We start from the raw sequence: 21,052 nt of genomic DNA, 5'->3' as shown, positions 1-21,052 counted from the left end.
CTCACTATGCTGCAATGCACAATAAGATAGAGAAACGCATACGCTGATGACATGTTCCGAGATGCTGGGTGAGGCTGGAGACGTTCGCGATTGTTACGCGGTGGTTCAGCAATGGGTGGATGAGACCGGCATCGAGGGGTTGCACCGACGATTGAGCGAGGCGGAAGCGATCTTCCGGCGCATCGGCATCACCTTTGCTGTGTACGGGGAGGGCGGCGACCCAGAGCGGCTTATTCCCTTCGATCTGCTGCCGCGCATCTTCACCGCTGCGGAATGGGCGCGCCTGGAAGCCGGCATTCGCCAGCGCGCGGCGGCGCTCAATGCCTTCCTGCTCGACGTCTATAATCGCGGCGAAATCATCCGGGCCGGGATCGTGCCGGGCGACATCGTCTATCAGAACAAGGCCTACAAGCCGGAGATGGCCGGCTTTACCCCGCCGGGCAGGGTCTACAGCCATATCGTCGGCATCGACATCGTTCGCACCGGTCTCGATGATTTCATGGTGCTGGAGGATAATTGTCGCACGCCCTCGGGCGTCTCCTACATGCTGGAAAATCGCGAGATTATGACGCGGATGTTCCCGGAGCTGTTTGCCCGGCAGCGGGTTGCGCCGGTGGACGATTATCCGAGCCAGCTTCTGCGCTCGCTGCAGGAGGTGGCGCCGCCCGCCTGCAAGGGCGTGCCGCAGGTCGTGGTGCTTACCCCCGGTTCGTTCAACAGCGCTTATTATGAGCACAGCTATCTGGCCGACCTGATGGGCGTCGAGTTGGTCGAGCCGGCCGATCTCTTCGTGGAAGACGGGCTGGTCTTCATGCAGACCACGCGCGGCCCCCGCCGGGTGGATGTGATCTACCGGCGCATCGACGATGATTTCATCGATCCACTCGCTTTCCGGCCCGATAGCCTGCTGGGCGTGCCGGGGCTGTTCAATGCCTATCGCGGGGGCGGCGTAACGCTCTGCTCCGCGCCCGGTGCGGGCATCGCGGACGACAAGGCGATCTACGTCTATGTGCCGGAGATGATCCGCTTCTATCTGGGCGAGACGGCGATCCTGCAGAATGTGCCGACTTGGCAATGTTCCAAGCCGGACGATTTCGCTTATGTGATGGACCATCTCCCCGAGTTGGTTGTGAAGGAAGTTCACGGCTCGGGCGGTTATGGGATGCTGATCGGCCCCAAGGCCAGCGCGAGCGAGATCGAGGCTTATGCTGGGCGCATCCGCGCCAATCCCTCCGAGTTCATTGCGCAGCCGACGCTCGACCTTTCGGCCGCGCCCACACTCGGGCCGGTCGGGCTGGTGCAGCGCCATGTCGATTTCCGGCCCTTCTGCCTTGTCGGCAAGGAGATCAGGCTGGTGCCGGGAGGCTTGACGCGGGTTGCGCTGGCGGAAGGATCGCTGGTGGTGAATTCAAGCCAGGGCGGCGGCGTCAAAGACACGTGGGTGCTGCGGTGAGGGGGGCTGCGATGAGAGAGGCCGTTTGCGGCATGCAGGCCCAACCAAAGGGAGGCCACCCATGCTGAGCCGGACCGCCGAAAATCTGTTTTGGATGGCCCGCTACATGGAGCGCGCCGAAGCCACTGCGCGATTGCTCACCATGGGGCAGCGGATGACCATCCTCCCCGGCGCGACGATGCGCGACGAGTGGCGCTCGGTCGTGCAGGTCACCGAGTGCGAGGATGTGTTCGGCAAGGATGCCATCATCCGCGAGAGCGACATCGTCGAACATCTCATCCTGAATGCCGATAACCCTGCTTCCATCCGCGCCTGCCTCGCGCGGGCACGGCAGAACGGCAAGTCGGTGCGTACCGCCCTCACGCAGGAGATGTGGGAAGCGCTCAACGAGGGCTGGCGCAAGCTCGAAACCTATGGGGTCAACGATGCGCGCCGCGAGTTCGCCGAGATCATCGACTGGGTGAAGACCCGCGCGATGATCTTCCGGGGCGCGACCGAGAGTGGCCAGTTGCGCAACGAGGGGCATGATTTTCTGCGCGTCGGTGGCGCGCTGGAGCGGGCGCAGATGACGTTGCGGTTGCTGGACGTCAAATATTACGTCCTGCTGCCGGAGACCGAAGTGGTCGGCGGCCACCGCGACCATTATCAATGGACTTCGGTGCTGCACGCTCTGTCGGGCAGCCGCGCCTATCACCATGTCTATGGCGGCTCCTACACGCCGGCGCAGATCACGGACTTCTTGATGCTGAACCGCCAGTTTCCGCGCAGCACGCTCTATTGCTTCGACCAGATCGCCTATCGGCTGCAGCGGCTGGCCAGCTGGCATGGCCAGCGCACGCCGGCCAATTTGCGCAGCGAGGAGATGGTGGAGACGCTCGCGCAGGCCAATAGCGGAGATATTTTCCGCCGGGGCTTGCACGAAACCGTCCAGAGCAAGATTGTCCAGTGCAACATGCTTGGGCACGAAATCGCACAAGCCTATCATTTCGGCTGAGCGGGAGGCGACCGGGCCATGCGGATCACGATCCGTCACGAGACTGTCTATCGGTATGAGGAGGAGGCTGGCGGCGTGGTCATGCGCCTGCGCCTGTTGCCCGCGACCAGCAACGCGCAAACCGTCGAGCAATGGACGGTGACAGCGAACGGCCAGCCCATCGAACGCTGGATCGTCAACGGTTATGGCGATGCGGAGGCCGTGTGGCGCGCGCCCGGACGGGTCGACAGCGTCACGATCCTGTCAGAAGGGACAGTGCGGACAGTCGATTGCGCCGGTGTGCTCAAGCCTGCCGATGGGGCAGTGCGGCCCCAGCTGTTCCTGCGCGCGACGCCGCTGACCGAGATCGACGCGGCGATTGCCGATCTGGCCCAGCGCGCGCGACGGGAGGAGGGCGTGCTCGCCAGCCTCCACGCCCTCTCCGATCTGGTGCACGAGGAGATCGAATATCGATCCGGCAGCACCAGCATGGAAACCACGGCCGCGCAGGCCTTTGCCCAGAAATCGGGGGTGTGCCAGGATCAGGCGCATGTCTTCATTGCAGCGGCGCGCAGCCTGTTGATCCCGGCCCGCTATGTGGTGGGCTATCTGCGGGACGACGAGCGGCCGGATAGCGACCATGAGCCCCATGCCTGGGCGGAAGCCTGGGTAGAGGGGCTGGGCTGGATCGGGTTCGATATTACGCTGGGCCTCTGCCCGGTAGAGGGGCATGTGCGCCTGTGCTGTGGCCTTGATGCCGCAGATGCCGCGCCGATTCGGGGCGTGATGATCGCAGGGGGCGAAACCGCATTGTCGCACGACGTGCAGATTGCCAGTCTGCCATCTGAGGATACCGCACAATCCCAGACGCAACAGTGAGTCGGGCGGGCGGCTCGGTGCGGGCATGAAAAAGGGGCATAAAATGACGTATTGCGTGGCATTGCGGGTCGAGGCCGGCCTGGTGATGCTCTCTGACACGCGGACCAATGCCGGGCTCGACAATATCGGCATGTTCCGCAAGACCTTCACTTATGAGCGCCCCGGCGAGCGGGCGATTGCGCTGCTGTGTTCCGGAAGCCTTTCGGTCACGCAGGAAGTGCGCACCAAGCTCTCCCGCGCCATGAAGGACGCGGTCGACAATCCCGAGGTCGAGACCCTGCTGAACTGCGCCACCATGCACCGCGCCGCGCATCTGGTCGGCGAGGCGATGAAAGCGGTTCAGAAGGAAATGCGAGAGGGGATGAGCGGCACCAGCCCCTCACTGAGTGCCAGCATCCTGCTGTGCGGGCAGCGCAAGGGCGGCAAGCCCCGCCTGTACCTGGTCTACTCGCAAGGCAATTTCATCGAAGCGACGGCGGACACGCCCTTCTTCCAGATCGGCGAGCACAAATATGGCAAGCCGATCCTCGACCGGATGATCAAGCCGACCACGTCGCTGTCGGATGCTGCCAAGGCGGTATGCGTCTCCATGGATTCGACGCTGCGCTCCAACCTGTCGGTCGGGATGCCGCTCGATCTGAGCATCATCCCACGCGATCAATATGAGTTCAGCGTCCGTCGCCGAATCGAAGCAGACGACCCGGAATTCTCGACCATTTCCCGGCAATGGGGAGAGGTGCTGAAGTCCGGCTTTGATTCGCTGCCCTCGATGATCGGCGCGGGATCCTGAAGACTTTAGCCCCTCCTCTTCAGAGGAGGGGTTGGGGTGGTGCAGCAACGCTTCTGTTATCCACCGCGGGTGTGATGCTGGCGCATCGCCACCACCCCCGGCCCCTCCTCTAAAGAGGAGGGGAGGTTGGAAAAGCCCAACCTCGTCGCCCAAGCATTGAGTTCCGCGTCGCACACCCTAAATGCGAATGACAATCGCCACCCCGTGCTGGCGCATAAACAACCCTATCTCTCCGCGAAGGAAGACATCGACCCATGACCGCCACGCACAGCTCGCGCATGATCATTCTCGGCTCCGGGCCGGCCGGTCTTTCGGCCGCCATCTACGCCGCGCGCGCCGGCATGGCGCCGATTGTCGTGCAGGGGATGCAGCCGGGCGGTCAGCTGACTATCACCACCGATGTCGAGAATTATCCCGGCTTCCGCGAGGTCATTCAGGGCCCGTGGCTGATGGAAGAGATGCAGGCGCAGGCCGAGCATGTCGGCACGCAGATGATGTACGACCAGATCGTCGACGTCGACCTCAGCAAGCGCCCGTTCAAGCTGACTGGCGACGGCGGCACCGAATATTATGGCGATACGCTGGTCATCGCGACCGGCGCGCAGGCCAAGTGGCTGGGGCTGGAGAGCGAGCATCTGCTGCAGGGCAAGGGCGTCTCGGCCTGCGCGACCTGCGATGGCTTTTTCTATCGCGGCAAGAAGGTGGTGGTGATCGGCGGCGGCAACACCGCAGTCGAAGAGGCACTGTACCTCACCAATCACAGCCATGATGTGACGCTGATCCACCGCCGCGACAGTCTGCGCGCGGAAAAAATCCTGCAGGATCGCCTGTTCGCCCATCCCAACATCAAGGTGGTGTGGAACAAGGCCGTCGAGCGGTTTGTCGGCGGTGGCGATCCGGAAGGTCTCGTCGGTGTCGATCTGATCGATACCGAGACGGGCGAGAAGAGCCATATCGAGACGGACGGCGCGTTCGTCGCCATCGGGCACAAGCCGGCAACCGAGCTGTTCGAGGGCAAGCTGCCGCTCGATGAAGGCTATCTGGTCGTCGAGAAAGGCACGAGCCGTACCAGCATTCCGGGCGTGTTCGCGGCCGGCGACGTGACGGACAAGATCTACCGTCAGGCGGTGACGGCGGCCGGCATGGGCTGCATGGCGGCGCTAGATGCCGAGCGGTTCCTCGCGGAAGCCGACTTTGAATCTCAGCGCGAGCATGTGCCGGCCTGATCGCGGCATCACGGTGAACTAGAATGTGAAAAGCCGGGCGACCGCGAAGGTCTGCCCGGCTTTCCTTTGTCTTGAGCCTGAGCGCGAGCCCAGACGGGTCACGCGGCGCGATTAGCGCGAGGCAACCTTGGTCAGCGGCGTCTCGTTCAGCAGGACCGCATCCTTCACGCGGAAGGATACCGGCATGCCGTTGGCGCTGCCGATCACGCGGCCCTTGGCGACGGTGAGACGGAAGGTCGAGCCGGGCGTTGCGCGGCCCTCGATCACCCGGCGGCTGTCGCCGAGTTCGGTGACGGTGTAGGTGTAGCTGACGCCTTCATGCGTGAAGGTCTTCTCAGCCTCTTTCGCGTGGCCGGGTGTGACGACGGCAAACGAAAGCAGTGCGGCGGCAAAAAAAGCATTTTTCACGAACAGTCTCCTTTGTCAGTTGCAAAAGAGCCTTGCTCGGCATCCCATGTTCTTCCGTGGTCATAGTGCTGCGCTGCACCATGGCTCACAAACGCAAAAAGCGGCGGAGCGATTGCATTTGATGCAAACCGATGACGCGGTGCAGCGCTACGTGCGAAAAGCGGATACGGAGGAGTACGCCTGTCAGGCGGCGCGGCTGTCCAGTTTGCGGCTCAGCATGGCGGCCAGACTGCCGAATGTCTCGAAGCTGTCCATATCCACATCATCATCATCGATGACGATATCGAGCCGATCCTCAAGATCGGTCAGCAAGGTGGCGACAGCCATGGAATCCAGTTCCGGCAGCGACCCGAACAGACCCGTGTCGGCGTCGAACAGATCGACACGCTGCGGGGAGAGCCCGAGCACATCCACGAGCGATGCGCGCAACGCATCGCTGGCCGCGCTGTTGGAGGCGCCATTGCCCTCTCGATCCTGGCTCGTCTGCATCATCGGGCCCCTAGCGGGTCGATATCATTTTGGAAAGCATGGCGATGCGGGGCCGGGCCGATCTTGCCCGACTGTTGCGGCCGATCCACGTTCGCAACGCGCGCGCCTATTCATGCCTTGAAAGAACATGATATGGGCGGAGGATGCTACCGCCCCTCGACCATCTGACACAGCAGGGCGATCCGACTGCCATTGCTCTGGCGGGCAAGCTCGGCGCGATCGATTATGCGACGATGGAGCAGATGGTGGGGCGGCTCGCGCACTGTCTCGCCGCGCGTATGGAGGGGGCAGGCGCGTCCGGCGGCAGTCGGGTGGCGGCGTGGCTGCCCAAGGGCCTTCTGGCGGCATTGCTGCCTCTGGCCGTGGTGCGGGCCGGGCATGTCTATGTGCCGATCAATCCGCTGCTCAAGCGGGCGCAGGTTGCCCATATCGTGCGGGATAGCGGCGCGGCGATGCTGATCTCACAGCCCGCGCGGCTGGGGACGCTGGAGCCAGGCGATCTGGCTGAGGCTGTGGCGCGCGTGGAAGAGGCCGCGCTGCTCGCTGCGATGGAGGATGCGGACGCCGCGACGTTGCCGCCCGGCACGGGGCGCCCCGACGATCTGGCCGAGATTCTCTACACATCGGGTTCGACCGGGCGACCCAAGGGCGTGATGCTCAGCCACGCCAATCTGATGATTGGCGCGCGGTCAGTGGCCGGCTACCTCGGTCTCGATGCGACGGACCGTACTCTCGCGCTCCTGCCGCTCAGCTTCGACTACGGGCAAAACCAGCTGCTCTCGACATGGTGGGCCGGCGGATGCGTGGTGCCGCTGGATTATCTGCTGCCGCGGGAGGTCGCGAAAGTCGCAGCCGGGCACGCGATCACGACGCTGGCCGGCGTCCCGCCGCTCTGGGTGCAGTTGACCGAGATCGACTGGCCACCAGAGGCGCGCGCTGCCTTGCGCCGCCTCACCAACAGCGGCGGGGCGCTCACGCGTCCGCTGATCGCACGCTTGCGCGAGACATTCCCCGGTGTGGACGTGTTCGCCATGTACGGGCTGACCGAGGCGTTTCGCTCCACCTATCTCCCTCCCGACCTGCTGGATCGCCACCCGGACAGTATCGGCCAGGCGATACCGGACGCGGAAGTGCTCGTCGTGCGGGCTGATGGCACTTTGACGGACGATGATGAGCCTGGCGAACTGGTTCATAGCGGCCCGCTGGTGGCGCAAGGCTATTGGCAGGATGCAGCACGGACGGCGGAGCGATTCAAGCCGGCGCCGGCAGCGTCTACCTATGGTGGCATGGCGGTGTGGTCCGGCGACACCGTGGTGCGCGATGGCGAGGGCTTGCTGCGCTTCGTCGGCCGGGACGACGCGATGATCAAGAGCGCCGGCAATCGCATCAGTCCCAGCGAGGTAGAGGAGGCGGCGGTGGCCGTCGCGGGCGTGGCCGAAGCCTGTGCGCTTGGTCGCGCGGATGAGCGCCTTGGCCAGGCCATCGTGCTGTTCGTGCGGGCGGAAGCGGCATTATGCGAGACCGATCGCGGCTCGCTCGGTGAGCGTCTGTCCGCGCAGTTGCGGCAGACGCTGCCCAATTTCATGCAACCGGCGGAGATCAGGATTTTGTCGCAGATGCCGCGTAACCCCAATGGCAAAATCGACCGCGTGGCGCTCGCCGCGCTGGCCGGGGAGGGCGGCGCATGACGCCGCTCAAGCCCAAGCCGATGGGGCCGATTCCGCCTGGCTATGAGAGCGAGGGGGGCATGCTGCTCGTCGGCCGACAGGGCGTGGCCGCGCTGATCGATCAGATCGGAGAGACGCCGGCCTTTCTCTATGACGCCGGCAAGCTCCGCCAGCGCGTGGCGGCTCTGCGGGCGGCCATGCCGGCCGGGGTCGACCTTCATTATGCGATGAAGGCCAATCCCTTCGCGCCGCTTCTCTCACTCATGGCGGGGCTGGTGGACGGGTTCGACATTGCCTCCGCCGGAGAACTGGAGATGGCGCGGGTAGCCGGGATGGCCGGCAGCCGGATCAGCTTCGCGGGGCCGGGCAAGACCGACCGGGAGCTGGGCGACGCCCTTGCGGCGGGCGTGACGATCAACCTGGAGTCGGAAGGCGAGGCCGAGCGCGCACTCACGCTGGCTGCACGCGCCAATATCCGGCCCCGGCTCGGGGTGCGCGTCAATCCTGATTTCGAGCTGAAGGGCTCGGGCATGCGGATGGGCGGTGGCGCGCGGCCCTTCGGCGTGGATGCCGATCGTGCGGCCGCACTGACCCGCCACCTGATCGCGGCAGGAGCGGAATGGCGCGGTTGGCATGTCTTTGCGGGGTCGCAATCGCTGGATGCGCACGCCATCGTTGCGGCCCAGTCGGCCACGATGGATCTGGTCGCGCGCTTGTCGGAGGAGGTGGGGCTAAGCCCGCCGCTGGTCAATCTCGGCGGTGGCTTCGGGGTGCCTTACTTCCCCGGTGATGCGCCGCTTAACCTCTCCATTATCGGCGACGGGCTGGGCGGTCTGCTGGCCGACCGTCCCGCGATCCTGCGCGAGAGCCGATTCGCGCTTGAACTGGGGCGCTTTCTGGTGGCGGAAGCCGGCATTTACCTCAGCCGCGTGATCGACGTGAAGCAAAGCCGCGGAGAGACTTTCGCCGTGGTGGATGGCGGCCTGCATCATCAGCTCGCGGCCAGCGGCAATTTCGGTACGGTGGTCCGCCGCAATTACCCGATTGCGCTGGCAAACCGCTTCGATGAGCCGCCGGCGAGCGAGCCGGTCCATGTGGTCGGGTGCCTCTGCACGCCGCTGGATCGGCTCGGCGATGCTGTGATGCTCCCGCCTGTCGCGGTCGGCGATCTCGTCGCGCTGTTCATGGCCGGCGCCTATGGCGCGAGCGCCAGCCCGGCGGCCTTTCTGGGCCATGCCCCGGCCGCCGAGTTGCTGGTCGAAGAGGATTGATGCGCGTCAGGCGGCTGATGCCTGATCGGGCGCAATCCCGATCCCACTCAGGCCCTGCGACTCCAGATAGGCCGGATAGAGCATCTGCTCTTCCCGCTGGATGCGGTCGACCAGAGCCTCCAGCGCGGGCCTGAGGGCGGCGCGAAAGGCCTCGGGCTCCTGGAAAATCCGACAGTCTGGCCAGGCCTTCATCAGATCGGCCCATAGATCGCCCAGATGCCCGGTCTCTGCATGATATTGCGAGGCGAGCGTGGCGATCCTGCCGTTGCCGCTGGCGCGCAGGGCCGGATAGACGTGCTTGTCCTCCTTGGCGAGATGGCGGATCAAGATGCGGTTCAACTTGCTGCGCAGCGCGATCAGTTCGCCCACCTCCGCGCCGGATCGCTGCGTCGCCGGGCTCGTGACTTGCTGGCACAGCTCGAGCAGCGCCATATGTTCAGCCTGAAGATACCCCAATTCCATGTCTTAGCCTGCCTCACGACACCGCTCGCATGTCCATCTGAGCATCCAATCTGCGCCCGGGAGCTTTAACAATGTGTTGTCAGGCGGTTAGGGGATAGTCCGCCGCAATGAAATAAAGGCCGTCCGGCGGGGCATTGTGCCCCAGCGCCGCGCGATTGCGCGCGTCCAGCGCCGCCTTGAGGTCATCGGGCGACCATGTGCCAGTGCCGACCAAGGCAAGGCAGCCCACCATCGAGCGGACCTGATGATGAAGGAAGCTGCGGGCCTTGGCGTGGACGGTGATGCGCTCGCCGACGCGCACGACATCAAGACGGGCGAGGGTGCGGTGGGGGCTGTCCGCCTGACATTGCGCGGAGCGGAAGGTGGTGAAATCATGTCGGCCGACCAGTGCCTGCGCGGCCTCGTGCATCCGCTCGGCATCCAGCACTTGTGGCACACGCCAGACAAGGCCGCTCTCGAATGTGAGCGGCGCGCGGCGGTTAAGGATGCGATACTCATAGGCGCGCGCGACGCAGGAGAAGCGGGCGTGCCAATCCTCCGGCACGATGTGGCAGGTCAGAATGGCGATCGGCTCGGGCCGCAGATGGGCATTGAGCGCTTCCATCAGCCGAAAAGGCGTGATCGCCTTGTCCAGATCGACATGCGCCCGCATGCCGAGGGCATGGACGCCGGCGTCAGTCCGCCCGGCGCAATGGACGATCGGCGCGCCGCCGGCGATGCGGCCCAGCGCTTCCTCGATACATTGCTGCACGCTCGGGCCATGGGCCTGGCGCTGCCAGCCCATATAGGGTCGCCCGTCATATTCGACCGTGAAAGCGAAGCGGGTCATTCCAAGAGGGTGCCGGCCGGAATGGCAGTGCCGCGCAGCAGATCGGCGGTTGCCATGGCGCCCTTGCCGGCGCGCTGGATGAGGGTGGGGCGCAGCGAGCCCTGCTCACCGCACCCGATCAGCAGACCCTCGTCAAGCACGGTTCCTGCGGGGCCGGGCTGAGAATCGACTGAGGCAGCCAGAACCTTGTAGCGCTCGCCCTTGTGCGCGAACCATGCGCCCGGGGCGGGGTTGAAGGCGCGAACCTGCCGTTCGGCCGCGACCGGCCCGGCGGTGAAATCGAGGTGGCTCTCCGCCTTGTCGATCTTGGCCGCATAGGTCACCCCATCCTCGGGTTGGACGATCGGCGGATAGGCTCCGATCTGATCGAGCACCTGGACCATCAACGCGGCCCCGACATGCGCCAGTTCATCGGTCAGCGCGCCGGCGGTCTTGCCGTCCACGGGCGTGCTGACCTTCGCCAGCATCGGCCCGGTGTCGAGACCCTTGGCCATCGCCATGATGGTGACTCCGATGCGCTCGTCGCCTGCGAGGATGGCACGCTGGATCGGTGCAGCGCCGCGCCAGCGGGGGAGCAGGGAGGCGTGGACGTTGAGGCTGCCGAGCCGCGGGGCATGGAGGACCGGGATCGGCAGGATCAGCCCGTAGGCGGCGACCACGGCGACGTCCGCCTCGAAAGCATCGAAGACGTCCTGTTCCGCCGCGTCATTCAGGGAGAGGGGCGTTCGCACCGGCAGGCCCAGCGCCTCCGCTCTGGCTTGCACCGGGCTCGGGCGAGGCGCCTTGCCCCGACCTGCCGGCCGGGGTGGCTGCGTATACACCGCCACGACGGAATGGCCGGCCGCGGTCAGCGCATCGAGCGTCGGTACCGCGAAATCCGGCGTTCCCATGAAGACGATCCGCAAAGGCTCTTTCATGCGGCCCTCTGAAACGCTTGTATCATCGCAGCGCAAGCCCTTATTTGGCAGTCATGTCCTCGCCAGAGATCGACGCGCTCACGCAGGCGCTTGCCCGGCTGCCCGGCCTTGGCCCCCGTTCGGCACGGCGGGCGGTGCTGCATCTGCTGCAGCGGCGCGATGCGGCGATGGTGCCGCTGCTGCGCGCGCTGGAAAGCGTGAGCGAGCGGATGGTGCATTGTTCGGTCTGCGGCAATGTCGACACCATCGATCCCTGCGCCATCTGCGCCGATCCCCGCCGCGATGCCCGCGCTTTGTGCGTGGTGGAGGATGTGGCGGACCTCTGGGCGCTGGAAAAGTCGCGCCTGTTTCCGGGGCGGTTCCATGTGCTGGGTGGCCGGCTCTCCGCGCTGGATGGCGTGCGGCCGGAAGACCTGTCGATCGCCAGCCTTGTCCAACGCGTCGCCGATGGCGGCATCGATGAAGTGGTGCTGGCGATGAACGCCACGCTGGAGGGGCAGACGACGGCCCATTACATCGCAGAGCGGCTGGAGTCCTATCCGGTGCGGCTGACGCAACTGGCCCATGGCGTGCCCGTCGGGGGCGAACTCGATTATCTCGATGAGGGCACCCTGGCGCAGGCGCTGCGGGCGCGGCGGCCGATCAGTTGAGGGGCGGATACGCGGGCAGATCCTGCCGCGTTCGATCAGCCTGATCGGAACAAAGCGTTAACAACGGCTTGATCTCGCGCCTTGGCTTCCATATCTGGACAGCATGGCCATTAGACCGATCCTTGAGACCCCGGACCCGATTCTGCGGACGATTTCGACGCCTGTCGAGGCGATCGACGATGATTTGCAGACGCTGATCGATGACATGTTCGACACCATGTACGATGCGCCGGGTATCGGGCTGGCGGCTATACAGGTCGGCGTGCCCAAACGGGTGCTGGTCATCGATCTGCAGGAGCCCGAGTCCGATGAGGAAGGCGCACCGCCGGTCAAGAATCCGCTGGTGTTCATCAATCCGGAGATCCTTGATGGGTCTCCGGAAAGCTCGGTCTATAATGAGGGCTGTCTCTCCGTGCCGGATCAATATGCCGAGGTCGAGCGGCCAGCGCGCATCCGCGCCAGCTGGATGGATCGGCAGGGGCGGATTCATGAGGAAGAGCTGGAAGGGCTGCTCGCGACCTGCCTGCAGCACGAGATGGACCATCTCGAAGGCATTCTGTTCATCGACCATCTGTCTCGCCTGAAGCGGGACATGCTGCTCAAGAAGCTTGCCAAGACCCGCAAAGCCGCCTGAGCTTCCGCGCCCATTGCGGCGCGGCTTGGTTTTCGAAATTGACCGGCAAGAAAAAAAGGGGCGCTTCGGGCGCCCCTTTTACTAATCCGTGAATAAGCCAGCTGAGGCTCAGCGCTTGTCCATCGGGACATAATCGCGCTGCGTCGGGCCGGTGTAGAGCTGACGGGGACGGCCGATCTTCTGCTCTGGGTCCGAGATCATCTCGTTCCACTGCGCGACCCAGCCGACGGTGCGGGCGAGGGCGAAGAGCACCGTGAACATGTCCGTCGGGAAGCCGATCGCCGACAGGATCACACCCGAGTAGAAGTCCACATTCGGGTAGAGCTTCTTCTCGATGAAATATTCGTCGTGCAGCGCGATCTGCTCCAGCTCGCGGGCGACGTCGAAGATAGGGTCGCTGACGCCAAGCTTGTCCAGCACTTCCTTGGCGGTCGCCTGCATCACCTTCGCGCGGGGATCGTAGTTCTTGTACACGCGGTGGCCGAAGCCCATCAGGCGGAACGGATCGTCCTTGTTCTTGGCGCGTGCGATGTAGGACGGGATGCGATCCACGGTGCCGATCTCGCGGAGCATGTTGAGCGCCGCTTCGTTGGCGCCGCCATGCGCCGGGCCCCACAGGCAGGCGATGCCCGCCGCAATGCATGCAAACGGATTGGCGCCCGAGGAGCCGGCCAGGCGCACGGTCGAGGTGGAGGCGTTCTGCTCGTGATCGGCATGCAGGATGAAGATCTTGTCCATCGCCGCCTCTACGACGGGATCGACCACATATTCCTCAGCCGGGACCGAGAAGGTCATGCGCAGGAAGTTGCCGGTGTAGCTCAGGTCATTGCTCGGATAGACGAAAGGCTGACCGACCGAATATTTGTAGGCCATGGCCGCGAGCGTCGGCATCTTGGCGATGAGACGGTGGCTTGCGATCATCCGCTGGTGCGGATCGGTGATGTCCGTGGAGTCGTGGTAGAAGGCCGACAGCGCGCCGACCACGCCGCACATGATCGCCATGGGGTGCGCATCGCGACGGAAGCCGCGGAAGAAGGTGGAGAGCTGCTCGTGCACCATCGTGTGGCGGGTGATCGTCCGCTCGAACAGCTCGAACTCGTCCTTTGAGGGGAGCGAGCCGCGCAGCAGCAGATAGGCCACTTCCATGAAGCTCGACTGCTCGGCGAGCTGATCGATGGGATAGCCGCGGTGAAGGAGCACGCCCTCATCACCATCGATATAGGTCAGCGCCGAATCGCAGCTCGCCGTAGAGGTGAAGCCGGGATCATATGTGAACATGCCCGTTTGGGCATAGAGCTTGCGAATGTCGATGACCTTAGGGCCGACGGAACCTTCGACGACCTTACATTCGAGATCCTTGCCCTCGACGGTCATTTTGACTGTGCTGTCGCTCATTCCTTCACCCCTTATTGCTCAAATTTGTGGTCCGGACCCGGAAGCCTGGAGGAGTCCGGCCTGATCCTGCAGGCGGCCCAAGGTTTCGTCCCGACCAAGATGGAGTAGCACGTCGAAAATACCGGGCGACGTCGTGCGACCCGTTAACGCAACGCGCAGTGGCTGTGCAATCTTTCCAAGGCCAAGGCCAGCCTCTTCCGCGATTGCGCGGATGGCGGCCTCAAGCGCCTCAAGCGACCAATCGGGCAGCGCATCCAGCCGCTCGACCACAGTGCCGAGCAGGGCGCGGGCATTCTCGTCGAGCAGTTTGGCGGCAGCCTCTTCGACCGTGAGCGGGCGCTTGGCGAAGAGGAAGGCGGCGCCGTCGGTCAGTTCCACCAGCGTCTTGGCGCGGGGCTTGAGCGCGGGCATGATCGCCGCAAGCTGGTGCAGCCGGGCCTGGGCCGCCGCATCGTCGTCCAGCGGATCCATCCGCTCGGCGACGAGCAGAGCGAGGCGACCGTCATCGGCCTCGCGAATGTAATGGCCGTTCAGATTTTCGAGCTTCTTGAGGTCGAATCGCGACGGCGAGCGACCCACGCCCGGCAGATCGAACCACTCGACGGCCTGCTCGCGGCTGATGATCTCATCATCGCCATGACCCCAGCCGAGTCGCAGCAGATAGTTGTTCACCGCCTCGGGCAGCATGCCCAGCTCGTCACGATAGGCATCGACGCCCATGGCGCCATGCCGCTTGGATAACTTGGCACCATCCTGCCCGTGAATCAGCGGGATGTGCGCATAGACCGGCTCGGGCCAGTCCATCGCGCGGATGATGCCGAGCTGGCGGAAGGCGTTGTTGAGATGGTCATCGCCACGGATCACATGAGTGACGCCCATGTCATGATCGTCCACGACGACGGCCAGCATATAGGTGGGCGTGCCGTCCGAGCGGAGCAGGATCATGTCGTCCAGCTCGGCATTCTGCACGACCACACGGCCCTGCACGGCATCTTCGATGACGGTTTCGCCCTCGCGGGCCGCCTTCAGGCGAATGACATAGGGGGCATCACCGCCTTCGGAGGGATCGCGGTCGCGCCAGCGCCCGTCATAGCGCATCGGCTGACGCGCGGCGCGTTGCTGCTCGCGCAGGGCTGCCAGCTCTTCGGGAGTCGCGAAGCATTTATAGGCATGGCCGGCATCGAGCAGGGCGTTGGCGACCTCGGCATGGCGTGCCGCACGCGCGAACTGGAAGACCGGTTCGTCATCGCCTGCAAGGCCCAGCCAGCTCAAGCCATCGAAGATCGCCTCGATTGCGGATTCGGTCGAGCGGGCGCGGTCGGTATCCTCGACGCGCAGTAGGAACTTGCCGCCGTGGTGACGGGCGAAAAGATAGTTGAACAGCGCCGTGCGTGCGCCGCCAATGTGGAGATATCCCGTAGGCGAGGGGGCAAAGCGGGTGACGACCGTGCCTGTTTGTTTCCGTCCTTCTGCCACGCTATGCCTGCTTTTCCCTTATGTCGCGGGTGGGTTTCCTAGTGAACGAGAATGCCCCTAGCACGCCTTTTCCGGCTCGACAAATACCGTTGTTGCGCCGCAGCAGTGTCTGGTTGGGACGGCTTCATGCCCGAGCGGAATCGGTGCTGGAGGCTGAGCGGGCGCAACTCCCACTGTGGGTGCCGATCCTGCTGGGCGCCGGGATTATCGCCTGGTTCACCCTGCCTGCGCCACCGCAGTGGATGGCGTGGATCGCCTTCTGGCTGGGCGTCGCCGCCGCCTTTGGCGCCGTGGGGCGCGGAGGACGCTTGCCCGCTGCGCTCGCCGTTGGCGCGGTGCTGCTGGCGGCGGGCTGTCTGCTGATCTGGGCCAAAGCGCTTCTTGTTGCGCAGCCGCCACTTGCGCGCGCCGCGGTGGTGGAGATGGAGGCTCGAGTCCTCTCGGCAACGCCCTTGGCTGCCCGGGGACTGGTGCGGCTGGAGGTCGCGCCGCTGTCGCGGCCCGATCTGCCGGCGCGGGTCCGCATCAACGCGGCGCCCGATCAGATGGCAGAGGAGATTGCCGCAGGGGACCGCATTGCCGTCCGAGCGCGGCTAATGCCGCCTGCACCGGCTGCCCTGCCGGGCGCTTATGATTTTGCGCGGACGGCCTATTTTTCCGGCCTCGGCGCTACCGGGCGGGCACTCGGCAAAGTGCAGCGCCTCGATGCGGCAACCGCTGGCGGGGATGCGCGCGCGACTCTCGCCCACCACATCGCCGTGCGGTTGCCGGGACCGGAAGGGACGATCGCGATCACGCTCGCCACGGGCAATCAGAACTGGATCAGCGAGGCGGATGCGGACGCGATGCGGCGCAGCGGGCTTGCCCATCTGCTCTCGATCAGTGGCTTGCACGTCTCCGCGCTGATCGGCGGCGTGATTCTCATCATGGTCAGTCTGCTTGCGCTGTCGCCGGCCCTCGCGCTGCGCTGGCCGGTGCTGATGATCGCCGCCTGCGTGGGCGGCGCGGCGGGCATCGGCTACACTGTGTTCACCGGGGCGCAGGTGCCGACGATCCGCTCCTGCATTGCCGCCTTGCTGGTGATCGCGGGCATGGCTCTGGGCCGCGAGGCAATCGGGCTGCGCTTGATCGCGACCGGCGCGCTGATCGTGATGATCTTTTGGCCTGAGGCTGTCATCGGCCCCAGCTTCCAGATGAGCTTCGTTGCCGTGACCGCAATCGTGGCGCTTTACGAATATCCCCCCGCACGGCGGCTGTTCGAGCGACGCGACGAGGGGCGGATAAAGCGCTGGACCCGCAGCCTCGGCGCCTTGCTGGCGACCGGGCTGCTGGTCGAGCTGGTGCTGACGCCGATTGCCTTTGCCCATTTTCATCGCTCGGGCCTGCTTGGCGCGGCGGCCAATATGATCGCCATTCCGCTCACAAGTTTCGTGGTGATGCCGGCTGAGGTGCTCGCGCTGGTGCTCGACGCTGTGGGGCTGGGGGCGCCGGTCTGGTGGGTGGTCGGTGTGGCGCTCAAGTTCCTGCTGTGGATTGCGCATACTATCGCCAGTCAGCCCTTTGCGACGCTATCGCTGCCCGTCTCCAGCGGACTGGCCTTTGCGCTCGCCATGATCGGCCTCTTGTGGCTGATGCTCTGGCACACGGCGCTGCGTTGGTGGGGCCTGCCTCTGACGGCGCTAGGCTTTTTCCTGACATTTCTGGCACCGTCCGCCGACGTGCTCGTCACCGCCGACGGCCATCATGTGGCGGTGCGCCTGCGCGATGGGCGCATGGCACTGCTGCGGGACCGAAGCGGGGACTATGTTCGCACGACTCTGGCTGAAGCGAGCGCCTATGACGGTGAGTTTGCGTCCCTCGCGCAGGCGCCGGACACGGGATGCACGCGGGACATGTGCGCGATGACATTGCCGGGCCGTGCTGACCAGCCGCCGGTTCACCTGCTGATCAGTCGCTCGCGCCTGCTCGTTCCCTATCCCGAGTTGGTGGCCGCCTGCGCGCAGGCCGATCTTGTGATCGCTGACCGGCCCCTGCCGCCGGGATGTGTGCCGCGCTGGGCAAAGCTGGATCGGCCTGCGCTGAATGCCATGGGCGGTGCACTGATCCTGCTCGACAGTCGGGAGATCGTGCCGGGCCACGACCCGCGCAGCCGCCATCCCTGGATCGCGGGCACCGGCTCGCGCTAGAGCCGGCGTCCCATATCGCCCGCCTCAGTTATAGCGCCGCAAGAGCCCTGCGAGCCGGCCCTGAATGCGCACCTGCCGCGCCTCATAGGTTTGGGGCTCATGGTCGCGATTGGCAGGATCGAGCCGCACCTTGCGGCCGTCATGATGGAAATATTTGAGCGTCGCTTCATTCTCGTCGATGAGGGCCACGACGATCTGGCCATCGCGCGCCGTTTCGGTCCGCTGGATCAGCGCGAAGTCACCGTCAAAAATCCCTGCTTCGATCATCGAGTCACCGGAGACTTCTAGCGCGTAATGATCGCCGGCGCCCAGCAACGCGGCCGGGACCGGCAACATGGTGTCGCTCTCCATCGCCTCGATGGGAAGACCGGCAGCGATGCGCCCATGCAGCGGAATTTCGATCACGTCATTGGCGGCGATGGAGATCGTCCGCGCCGGCGCGGTGGCCGCCTTGCGCAGCGGGGTCACGTTGGTGGCCGCCGCCGGCTCTTCCGTCCGCTCTGCCACGGGCATACCATCCGGCAGTTTGAGGATTTCGAGCGCCCGCGCGCGATTGGGCAGCCTGCGGATGAAGCCGCGCTCTTCCAGCGCGCTGATCAGCCGATGGATGCCGGACTTCGACTTGAGGTCCAGCGCCTCCTTCATCTCCTCGAAACTGGGCGAGACGCCACCCTGATCGAGATGCTGCTTGATGTAGCTGAGCAGTTGCTGTTGCTTGGCGGTCAACATGAGTGGTTCCCCAATATGGAACGGACGGAGAACGTTTAGGAAACGAATCGAGCCACGTCAACACGGATCGGCCAAATATCTCAGGTCTCGGTGGCTGGCGTGTCGTCCCACGCACGGGCGAGCGATCAGGTCAGGATGTGCTGGTCAGGCGCGATGGGTGCGGGAAGATCGGTCGCGCCGAGGCGGGCGAGCATTTCGCGTTCGACCGTCCGTGTCATCGCATCGAGCGGCAAGTCGTTGGGATCATAGCCGAACGGGTCTTCCAGCTGATCGCCCAAGGCGTCCAGCCCGAAGAAGGTATAGCTCGCCACCAGCACCGGAATGAGGGCCCACCAGCCCAGCGAGCCCGCCAGCGCGAAGGGCAGCAACAGGCAGAAGACGTAGGTCGTGCGGTGGAGAATGAGCGAATAGGTGAACGGAACCGGCGTGCTGGCGATCCGCTCACAGGCCGCCTGCACATCGCTGAGCGCCTTGAGTTGGCCCTCGATGAGCGAATGATGGATCGGGTTGATCCGCCCGTCTGCGGACAGGCGCAGGCAGTGCGCGCCCATCTCGTAGAGTACGGTGTCGGTCGGGTTCGGGGAGGTGCGCCACGGTCCATCGTTCACCCACCGGCCGATCGCGGCAGCCTCGTCGTGCTGACGCAGGCGGGCAGCAAGACCGTTGGTGAAGCCGCAGACGCCGCGGAGCAGCGGGGCGCGCTCCTCCTCAGGCAGCGAGGACGTGAGCCGTGCGAAGGAGCGGCTCGCGATGATCAGCGCCCCCCATTGCTTGCGGCCCTCCCACCAGCGATCATAACAGGCACTGTTGCGGAAACTCATGAAGATGGAGAGCGACAGGCCGATCAGGGCGAATGGAATGCCGCTGATCTGCGCGAATAGCCCTGGCCAGGCGCGCGCTGCCAGAATGGCCGCCACGCTGGCCACGGCGATGCCTGCCAGCCGATGCTGGATATGCGGCATGATCGTGCCGCGATAGGCGAACAGCACTTCGAGCAAGCCAAGGCGGTTGCGAACGATCACGGGCGGACATCTCCTGCCAGGGCACGCGGCCACCGGACATGGGCCGGGCACCGGGCGCGCTCGCCATGCGGAGGATGCGCGCGCAGATCAAGGATTAAGTGGCCGCAAGGGGAAGCGCGCAATGGGCGCTGAGGGAACCGGCGGGGAGGGCAGCGGTTCAGCTTGACAGACGATCACTACAAGAGGACCGTGCCATGCCCCTCAAGCTCGAAGGTTCCTGCCGATGCGGCGCCGTGCGCTTTTCCGTCGACAGCCATGCGCCGGTGCCCTTTCTGCGCTGTTATTGCTCGATCTGCCGCAAGACCGCCGGCGGTGGCGGCTATGCCATCAATCTCCACGCCGACAAGCGCACGCACAAGGTGGAAGGCGAGACCGCCGTCTATCACGCTGCGCTGGACGATGGCGGCGGTGGGGGCGAGGGCGGATGCCGCGTCAGCACCGGCGAGCGGCACTTCTGCCCGGCCTGCGCGAGCGCGCTCTGGGTGTTCAGCCCAGAGTATCCCGACCTGCTCCACCCTTTCGCTTCCGCGATCGACAGCGATTTGCCCAAGCCGCCGTCGCTGGTGCACATGATGCTCGGATCAAAGGCGAATTGGGTCGAGCCGCAGATCGGGTCGGATGACCAGTGCTTCGACGGCTATCCAGACGAGGGGCTGGAAGACTGGCACCGGGCGCATGGGCTATGGATTGAGTAGGACGGCTCGGGCGGGACGCTTCCAGGGGCGGCCGTGAAGTGGGTTGGTGGCAAGAACGTCAGCTATCATCGGCAATCTTAAAACCTGCCTGTCCAGATACCATGTCATTGCAGTCAATATTGAATCCCTTATTTGACGTTAAATGCACTCTGCACCTCGCCCTCTTAAGCCTGAAGAGCGGGCGTTGGTTGCCTACCTTTGGGAGGTGAACGAGTGCAGTAACGCCCTACCGCCTGAGCTTCTCGTTGAGGAGATGGATGATGGCGGGATGGGAAGCCTGTCATTTGTATCGCAAAAGCTCGAACGCACATATGGAGGCGAGGCTGGCTCTTGCGGCTTTTACGACGAAGATGGGATGCAAGTTAGGGTTGGGTTGATTCTGGACCAAGACGGGGATCTGTACGAACTTGATCTTTGGACGGTTGATTTCAGCCCACTTATCAAAATCCCTGAGCCTTGTTCATTCTTCGACAAACGCGCTCCGGCTTGAGCGGCCGCTTCCCACGCTAGAACATGTCGTTCACCGATCCTTCGTCACCGCTTCAAAGCGGCTACGGCTGTGGTCCGACGTTGGTGTTGAACACGGACTAATCAGGCGCGACGCCATTGTCGGAATTCCCTCCGTTCGTCCTGAGTAGCTGCTGAGCTTGTCGAAGCGGCGTATCGAAGGACCGGCCCGTGCACTGGGATGCTTCGATACGGCTCTTCGATACGCGCCTGCTGCGCACCTCGGATCCTACTCAGCAGGAACGGTGAAGCTAGAAGAAGGCCGGCATCTGCAGCTTTTTTCTATCGATAGGAGCCATGATGACTCCTCAGCGTCGAGGAAAGCTGCCCAGCCGGTGTCTCTGCTTCGACCCTCCGGCGCCGTCCCGTTACATGCCCCACATCGCGCGCTTTC

At 64.6% G+C, this 21,052-nt stretch carries 22 protein-coding genes; 13 read left to right on the top strand and 9 right to left on the bottom strand.

The features are described from left to right. Positions 1-46: 46 nt before the first annotated feature. From M2336_RS14790 to trxB, 6 genes are all read left to right on the top strand, one after another. The gene (locus M2336_RS14790; RefSeq protein ID WP_181559954.1) at positions 47-1,453 is read left to right on the top strand and encodes a circularly permuted type 2 ATP-grasp protein; all 1,407 of its coding nucleotides are present in this window, start codon (positions 47-49) and stop codon (positions 1,451-1,453) included. A gap of 61 nt (positions 1,454-1,514) precedes the next feature. Next, on the top strand, positions 1,515-2,447 hold the full coding sequence (locus M2336_RS14785) for an alpha-E domain-containing protein (RefSeq protein WP_181559953.1): 933 nt from the start codon (positions 1,515-1,517) through the stop codon (positions 2,445-2,447). An 18-nt stretch (positions 2,448-2,465) separates the two neighbouring features. Next, a complete protein-coding gene (locus M2336_RS14780; RefSeq protein WP_264573072.1) occupies positions 2,466-3,305 on the top strand; it encodes a transglutaminase family protein in 840 nt (279 codons plus the stop codon). 43 nt (positions 3,306-3,348) lie between these two features. Next, entirely contained in the window at positions 3,349-4,095 is a 747-nt protein-coding gene (locus M2336_RS14775; protein ID WP_181559951.1) for a peptidase, read from the top strand. Positions 4,096-4,221: 126 nt separating this feature from the next. Beyond that, positions 4,222-4,353: a hypothetical protein gene (locus M2336_RS14770; RefSeq protein WP_264573070.1), complete on the top strand. Its 132-nt coding sequence runs from the start codon at positions 4,222-4,224 to the stop codon at positions 4,351-4,353. Next, complete coding sequence (gene trxB / locus M2336_RS14765) at positions 4,350-5,321, top strand: thioredoxin-disulfide reductase (protein WP_181559950.1); 972 nt, start codon at positions 4,350-4,352, stop codon at positions 5,319-5,321. The genes M2336_RS14770 and trxB overlap by 4 nt, the downstream gene beginning before the upstream one ends. 111 nt (positions 5,322-5,432) lie before the next feature. Here the strand turns inward: trxB and M2336_RS14760 are convergent, their stop codons facing one another. Further along, a complete protein-coding gene (locus M2336_RS14760) occupies positions 5,433-5,729 on the bottom strand; it encodes a hypothetical protein (protein ID WP_264570643.1) in 297 nt (98 codons plus the stop codon). Between the two features lie 183 nt (positions 5,730-5,912). After that, a complete protein-coding gene (locus M2336_RS14755; protein WP_264572267.1) occupies positions 5,913-6,218 on the bottom strand; it encodes a phosphopantetheine-binding protein in 306 nt (101 codons plus the stop codon). Positions 6,219-6,361: 143 nt separating this feature from the next. Between M2336_RS14755 and M2336_RS14750 the strand changes: the two genes are divergently transcribed. Together M2336_RS14750 and M2336_RS14745 are read left to right on the top strand one after the other, a co-directional pair. Continuing rightward, complete coding sequence (locus tag M2336_RS14750) at positions 6,362-7,906, top strand: acyl-CoA ligase (AMP-forming), exosortase A system-associated (RefSeq protein ID WP_264573069.1); 1,545 nt, start codon at positions 6,362-6,364, stop codon at positions 7,904-7,906. After that, the gene (locus M2336_RS14745; RefSeq protein ID WP_264573068.1) at positions 7,903-9,156 is read left to right on the top strand and encodes a pyridoxal-dependent decarboxylase, exosortase A system-associated; all 1,254 of its coding nucleotides are present in this window, start codon (positions 7,903-7,905) and stop codon (positions 9,154-9,156) included. Before M2336_RS14750 ends, M2336_RS14745 begins: the two co-directional genes overlap by 4 nt. A gap of 6 nt (positions 9,157-9,162) precedes the next feature. On the opposite strand, the gene M2336_RS14740 is transcribed toward M2336_RS14745, so the two are convergent. The 3 genes from M2336_RS14740 to fmt all read right to left on the bottom strand — a co-directional run bounded on the left by M2336_RS14740 (position 9,163) and on the right by fmt (position 11,352). Next, positions 9,163-9,618, bottom strand: coding sequence for a hemerythrin domain-containing protein (locus M2336_RS14740; RefSeq protein WP_264573067.1), 456 nt, complete (start codon positions 9,616-9,618; stop codon positions 9,163-9,165). A 79-nt stretch (positions 9,619-9,697) separates the two neighbouring features. Further along, the gene (truA, locus tag M2336_RS14735) at positions 9,698-10,447 is read right to left on the bottom strand and encodes a tRNA pseudouridine(38-40) synthase TruA (RefSeq protein WP_264573066.1); all 750 of its coding nucleotides are present in this window, start codon (positions 10,445-10,447) and stop codon (positions 9,698-9,700) included. Further along, positions 10,444-11,352, bottom strand: a complete 909-nt coding sequence (gene fmt, locus M2336_RS14730; protein WP_264574888.1) for a methionyl-tRNA formyltransferase — start codon at positions 11,350-11,352, stop codon at positions 10,444-10,446. Before fmt ends, truA begins: the two co-directional genes overlap by 4 nt. Before the next feature lie 65 nt (positions 11,353-11,417). On the opposite strand from fmt, the gene recR reads away from it, so the two are divergent. Next, positions 11,418-12,014 carry a recombination mediator RecR gene (gene recR / locus M2336_RS14725; RefSeq protein ID WP_264573065.1) on the top strand — a complete coding sequence of 199 codons (597 nt, stop codon included), beginning with the start codon at positions 11,418-11,420 and terminating at the stop codon, positions 12,012-12,014. Between the two features lie 103 nt (positions 12,015-12,117). Continuing rightward, the gene (gene def, locus M2336_RS14720) at positions 12,118-12,648 is read left to right on the top strand and encodes a peptide deformylase (protein WP_264573064.1); all 531 of its coding nucleotides are present in this window, start codon (positions 12,118-12,120) and stop codon (positions 12,646-12,648) included. A 108-nt stretch (positions 12,649-12,756) separates the two neighbouring features. On the opposite strand, the gene M2336_RS14715 is transcribed toward def, so the two are convergent. Beyond that, entirely contained in the window at positions 12,757-14,043 is a 1,287-nt protein-coding gene (locus tag M2336_RS14715) for a citrate synthase (RefSeq protein WP_264570636.1), read from the bottom strand. 18 nt (positions 14,044-14,061) lie between these two features. After that, a complete protein-coding gene (gene gltX / locus M2336_RS14710) occupies positions 14,062-15,519 on the bottom strand; it encodes a glutamate--tRNA ligase (protein WP_264593165.1) in 1,458 nt (485 codons plus the stop codon). A 113-nt stretch (positions 15,520-15,632) separates the two neighbouring features. Here gltX and M2336_RS14705 point away from each other — a divergent pair, with 113 nt between their 5' ends. Then, positions 15,633-17,705: a ComEC/Rec2 family competence protein gene (locus tag M2336_RS14705; protein ID WP_264593164.1), complete on the top strand. Its 2,073-nt coding sequence runs from the start codon at positions 15,633-15,635 to the stop codon at positions 17,703-17,705. Positions 17,706-17,729: 24 nt separating this feature from the next. Here M2336_RS14705 and lexA read toward each other — a convergent pair whose 3' ends face one another. Both lexA and M2336_RS14695 read right to left on the bottom strand, forming a co-directional pair. Further along, complete coding sequence (gene lexA / locus M2336_RS14700) at positions 17,730-18,434, bottom strand: transcriptional repressor LexA (RefSeq protein ID WP_264573061.1); 705 nt, start codon at positions 18,432-18,434, stop codon at positions 17,730-17,732. A 125-nt stretch (positions 18,435-18,559) separates the two neighbouring features. Then, entirely contained in the window at positions 18,560-19,456 is an 897-nt protein-coding gene (locus M2336_RS14695; RefSeq protein WP_264573060.1) for a bestrophin family protein, read from the bottom strand. A 194-nt stretch (positions 19,457-19,650) separates the two neighbouring features. Between M2336_RS14695 and M2336_RS14690 the strand changes: the two genes are divergently transcribed. Together M2336_RS14690 and M2336_RS14685 are read left to right on the top strand one after the other, a co-directional pair. Continuing rightward, positions 19,651-20,151, top strand: a complete 501-nt coding sequence (locus M2336_RS14690; RefSeq protein ID WP_264573059.1) for a GFA family protein — start codon at positions 19,651-19,653, stop codon at positions 20,149-20,151. Positions 20,152-20,293: 142 nt separating this feature from the next. Next, positions 20,294-20,641 carry a DUF6984 family protein gene (locus M2336_RS14685; RefSeq protein ID WP_264573058.1) on the top strand — a complete coding sequence of 116 codons (348 nt, stop codon included), beginning with the start codon at positions 20,294-20,296 and terminating at the stop codon, positions 20,639-20,641. Positions 20,642-21,052: the final 411 nt, after the last annotated feature.

The sequence above is a fragment of the Sphingobium sp. B1D7B genome (assembly GCF_025961965.1).
Classification (GTDB): domain Bacteria; phylum Pseudomonadota; class Alphaproteobacteria; order Sphingomonadales; family Sphingomonadaceae; genus Sphingobium.
Note: the sequence above shows the minus strand (reverse complement) of the source record. Positions and strands in the feature narration are given on the sequence as shown.